Annotated in this window: 1 protein-coding gene; it reads left to right on the top strand. The window is 70.3% G+C overall.

Annotated elements, in window-relative coordinates:
- Positions 1-93 precede the first annotated feature (93 nt).
- Positions 94-5,039 (top strand): PE family protein (locus AWC18_RS21570; RefSeq protein ID WP_208858300.1); only part of this gene is annotated, 4,946 nt, incomplete at its 3' end.

Here is a 5,039-nt window from a genome sequence, read left to right as displayed (position 1 = left end):
GGTGCCAGCACCGCGGTGGGGGCTTTCCTCGGGTTTGGTGTGGGGCCGTTGAGTCCTGCGCCGGTGGCGGGGGCGGATTTTGAGGATGTGTTGGTGGAGCTGCTGGGGGAGCAGTTGGGTGCTGCGGTGGCTGATCTGGGGGCTAATTGGGGGGATCAGGCGGCGTGGTCGGTGGTCTTTGATGCCGGTTCGTGGGATGGGGTGTTCGACTCGTGGGCTGATGTGGCGACCTGGGATGGGGTGTGGGATGCGCTGTTGGCGGATCTGAGCCTGTCGGGTGTGGGGGTGGAGTCACTGGATCTGCCGGGTTCGGCGGGGGCGTCGTTTGACTGGGGTGACATCAACTGGTTGAGGCCGTTCGGTGATGGTGCGGATGGCACGGCCGAGAATCCCGATGGTGGTGCGGGGGGCTGGATTTATGGCAATGGTGGCGCGGGCTGGGACGCTGATGGCACCGGGTTGACCGATAACGGTGGCGCGGGTGGTCAGGGTGGTTTGTTCGGTGGTTCCGGTGGTGATGGGGGTGATGGCTGGGGTTCTGGTGATGGTGGTGATGGTGGCGCCGCCGGATTGTTCGCCTGGTTCAGCCGTGGTGGTGATGGTGGTGATGGCGGGGACGCGGTCACCGCCGGTGGGTCTGGTGGCGCCGGTGGTCTCGGTGGGGATGCGGCGTTGTGGGGGTTGTTCTCCACTGCCGGTGCTGGTGGTGATGGTGGGGATGGCCTGGCTGGTTTGGCGGGTGTGAATGCGGGGTTGTTGGGTGCTTCTGGGGGTGCTGGCCAAGATGGTGGTGACGGGGGTAATGGTGGCGCGGGTGGTCGGGCGTCGTTCTGGTTCGGCACGGGTGGTCGGGGTGGTTCGGGTGGTTCCGGTGCCAATGGTGGTGCTGGTGGTGATGGCGCGCATGGTGCTGATGGCACGGTCGAGCATGTGGATGCCACTAATGGTGGCAATGGTGGCGCGGGCGGTAATGGTGGTGCTGCGGGTGCCGCGGGTGCTGGTGGTGCGGGGGGTTGGTTTGCCCGTGAGGGGCTAGCCGGTGCGGTGGGCACTCAGGGTGAGGGTGGTGCCGGGGGTAATGGTGGTTCCGGTGGTGACGGTGCGGATGGTGCTGATGGTGCTGATGGCACCGCGGAGCATGTCGATGGGTTCGCCGGTCAGGCTGGTGGTGCGGGGGGTAACGCCGGTTTGGGTGGTGTCGGGGGTGTCGGGGCTAGTGGCCAGGCCGCCAACGGCATCAGTGGTGTGGCCGGCAATGGCGGTGACGGGGGTAATGGTGGGCGTGGTTTCGATGGGGCTGATGGCACGTTAGGTGCTGCCGATGGTGGTCGCGGCGGCAATGGTGGTGCCGGGGGTGCTGGTGGTCTGGGTGGGTTGCAGGCCGACGGGGTGACGCGGGCGTCCACCGGTGATGGTGGTGATGGTGGTGATGGTGGTGCCGGTGGCGCGGGTTTTGATGCGGTGGGTGCTGGTGCTGCGCCGGGGGTTTCGGGTGGCAATGGTGGTGCCGGTGGTCATGGTGGTGCCGGGGGTGTCGGCACGGTTTCTGGCACGCATGGTGTTGGTGGTGTTGGTGGTGATGGCGGGTCGGGCACCCGCGGTGCTGATGGTGCGGTCGGTGAGGCCGGGACGGCCTCGACGCTGCATGGTGGTGCTGGTGGCGATGGCGGTGCGGGCGGTAATGCGGGTGCCGGTGGCGCGGGTGGTTCCTCAGGTGGTGGAGTCTTTGCGGCCTCGGGTAAGGACGGGGCTGCCGGTGCCGGCGGTCATGGTGGCGCCGGTGGTCAGGGGTATGACGCGGCCAGTGATCCGGGTGCGTTGACCGGTACTGCCGGTGGCAATGGTGGCGTCGGGGGTAACGCGGGTCTGGGTGGGTTGCAGGCTGATGGGGTGACCCGGGCTGCGGCCGGTGTTGCCGGTGTGGGTGGTGATGGTGGTGACGGCAAGCACGGCGCTGATGGTGTTGATGGCACCGCGCTGAATGTCGATGGCACTGATGGTCAGGCCGGTGGCCGTGGTGGCAACGGTGGCCTGGGTGGGTTGCAGGCTGACGGCGTCACGCGGGCGGCCACCGGCAATGGTGGTGATGGTGGTGCCGGCGGTAAGGGCGGCGCCGGTTATGACGCCGTCGGTGCCGGTGCTGCGGCCGGGACCTCCGGTGGCAATGGTGGTGCCGGTGGTAATGGTGGCCTGGCCGGGACCGGCACGATCGCCGGTGTCCACGGTGTCGGTGGTGTCGGTGGTAATGGTGGGTCGGGCACCAACGGGGCCAACGGCGGGGCGGGTGAGGCCGGCACTGCGGTCCATCCCGATGGTGGTGCCGGTGCCCATGGCGGCAATGGTGGTAACGCCGGCGCCGGGGGCGCGGGTGGTGTTTCCGGTGGCGGTATCGCGGCCGCGTCGGGTGTTGATGGTGTCGCCGGTAAGGGCGGCAATGGTGGTGCTGGTGGCGCCGGCTATGACGCGGCTGCTGATGCTGGGGCTGCGGCGGGCACCTCTGGTGGCAATGGTGGTGTCGGGGGTAACGCCGGTCTGGGTGGGTTGCAGGCCGATGGGGTGACCCGCGCGACCGCCGGTGCTGCCGGTGTGGGTGGCAATGGTGGGTCGGGTAAGGACGGGGCTGCGGGTGCGGCCGGTACCGCGCTGAACCCCAACGGCGGCAACGGCACCGACGGCGGTAGCGGCGGTAACGGTGGCCTGGGTGGTTTGCAGGCCGATGGCATCACCCGGGCTGCTTCGGGTAAGGGCGGCAATGGTGGTGCCGGTGGTGCGGGTGGCGCCGGTTATGACGCGGTGTCGGCTGGTGCTGCGGCCGGCACCTCCGGTGGCAACGGTGGCGCCGGTGGTAAGGGTGGTGTGGCCGGGACCGGGTCGACTGCGGGCACCCATGGTGCCGGTGGTGTCGGTGGCAATGGTGGGTCGGGCACCAACGGCGCCAACGGTGACATCGGGGCCGCCGGGACGGCTTTGAGCCCTGATGGTGGTGCCGGTGGTCATGGCGGCACTGGTGGTAACGCCGGTGCTGGTGGCGCGGGTGGTCTTTCCGGTGGCGGCGTCGCGGCCGCGTCGGGCACGAATGGTTCGGCCGGTAAGGGCGGCAATGGTGGTGCCGGTGGCGCCGGGTATGACGCGGCTTCGGATGCTGCTGCTGCGGCCGGGACCTCTGGTGGCAATGGTGGTGTCGGGGGTAACGCCGGTCTGGGTGGGTTGCAGGCCGATGGGGTGACCCGCGCGACCGCCGGTGCTGCCGGTGTGGGTGGCAATGGTGGGTCGGGTAAGGACGGGGCTGCGGGTGCGGCCGGTACCGCGCTGAACCCCAACGGCGGCAACGGCACCGACGGCGGTAACGGCGGTAACGGTGGCCAGGGTGGTTTCCAGGTCAACGGTGTGGATCGGGCTGCTTCGGGTAAGGGCGGCAATGGTGGTGCCGGTGGTGCGGGTGGCGCCGGTTATGACGCGTTGGGTGCTGGTGCTGCCGCCGGCACCTCCGGTGGCAACGGTGGCGCCGGTGGTAAGGGTGGTGTGGCCGGGACCGGGTCGACTGCGGGCACTCATGGTGCCGGTGGGGTCGGTGGCAATGGTGGGTCGGGCACCAACGGCGCCAACGGTGATGTCGGTGTCGCCGGGACCGCGCTCGACCCCCATGGTGGTGCCGGTGGACATGGTGGTGACGGCGGCAACGCCGGCAAGGGTGGTGCCGGCGGTCTCTCCGGTGGCGGTATCCAAGCCGCGTCGGGCACCAATGGTTCAGCCGGTAAGGGCGGCAATGGTGGTGCCGGTGGCGCCGGTTACGACGCGGCCTCCGATGCTGCTGCTGCGGCGGGGACTTCTGGTGGCAACGGCGGTAATGGCGGTAACGCCGGCAAGGGTGGCCTGGAAGCCGACGGGGTGACCCGGGCTGCTTCGGGTCTGGCCGGCAACGGTGGCAACGGTGGTGACGGCAAGGACGGGGCGGACAGCACCACTGCCGGTGTCGACGGCGGTGCCGGTGGTAAGGGCGGCAACGGCGGTGATTCTGGTGAATCCAACGGCTCCTACGCCGCCACCGGCGGCGCTGGTGGCAAGGGCGGCAACGGTGGTGCCGGCTACAACGGTGCGGCTGGGGTGGACGGCAGCCCCGATGGTGGTCACGGCAGCAACGGTGGTGCCGGTGGTAACGGTGGCCACGGCGGCAACGGGCAGTTCGGTGGTGTCGGTGGCGCCGGCGGCAACGGTGGCCAGGGCGGTGACGGTGGCGCCGGGTTCAGTGCCACCACCGGTGACACCGACGGCGGAAAGGGGGGTAACGCCGGTGCCGGTGGTGCCGGTGGCACCGGTGGCTCGGCTGGCCTGCACGCCGTCGGTAGCCCCGATGCGGTGGCCGGCAACGGCGGCAACGGTGGCGATGCCGGTACCGCTGGTGATGGTGGGGATGGCCACGGCGGTGGTGGCGGCGCGGTCGCCGGCAACGGCGGCGATGGTGGTAACGGCGCCGATGGTGGTGCCGGTGGTGCCGCCGGTGCGGGTGCCGGGGCCAGTGCCGGCACTGCTGGGGCGGCCAGTGGTGGTGGTAACGGTGGCGATGGTGGTGACGGTGTCGGCTTCACCGGGGTGGACGCCCAATCCGGTGGTACCGGGGGTACCGGTGGTAACGGTGCAGCTGGAGCGGCCGGTGGTAACGGCGGCAAGGGCGGTAGCGGTGCCGCGGCGGGTCTGGGTGCGGTCGGTGGTGCCGGTGGTGATGGTGGTGCGGGCTACCTCGGTGCCGGCATCGGCTACGGCGGCGGCGGCGGTGGCGGCGGCGGCGGGGCGTTCCTCGGCGGCAGCGGCGACATCAACGGCGTCACCGCAACCGGCGGCAAGGGCGGCAACGGCACCGATGGCACCGACAGCGCCCCCGGCGCCTCAGGCCTGACCGGCGGCGCCGTCAGCGTCGTCGTCTCCGGAACCCTCTCCGACGTGCAGATCACCGGCGGTGACGCCTCGACCGACTTCGCCGGCGGCGCGGCCACGGTCACCGTCGACGCAAACAGCTCGATCGAGAACAGTTCGGTCACCGG

It is taken from the genome of Mycolicibacter nonchromogenicus (genome assembly GCF_002101775.1).
GTDB classification, from domain to species: Bacteria; Actinomycetota; Actinomycetes; order Mycobacteriales; family Mycobacteriaceae; genus Mycobacterium; species Mycobacterium nonchromogenicum.
Note: the sequence above shows the minus strand (reverse complement) of the source record. Positions and strands in the feature narration are given on the sequence as shown.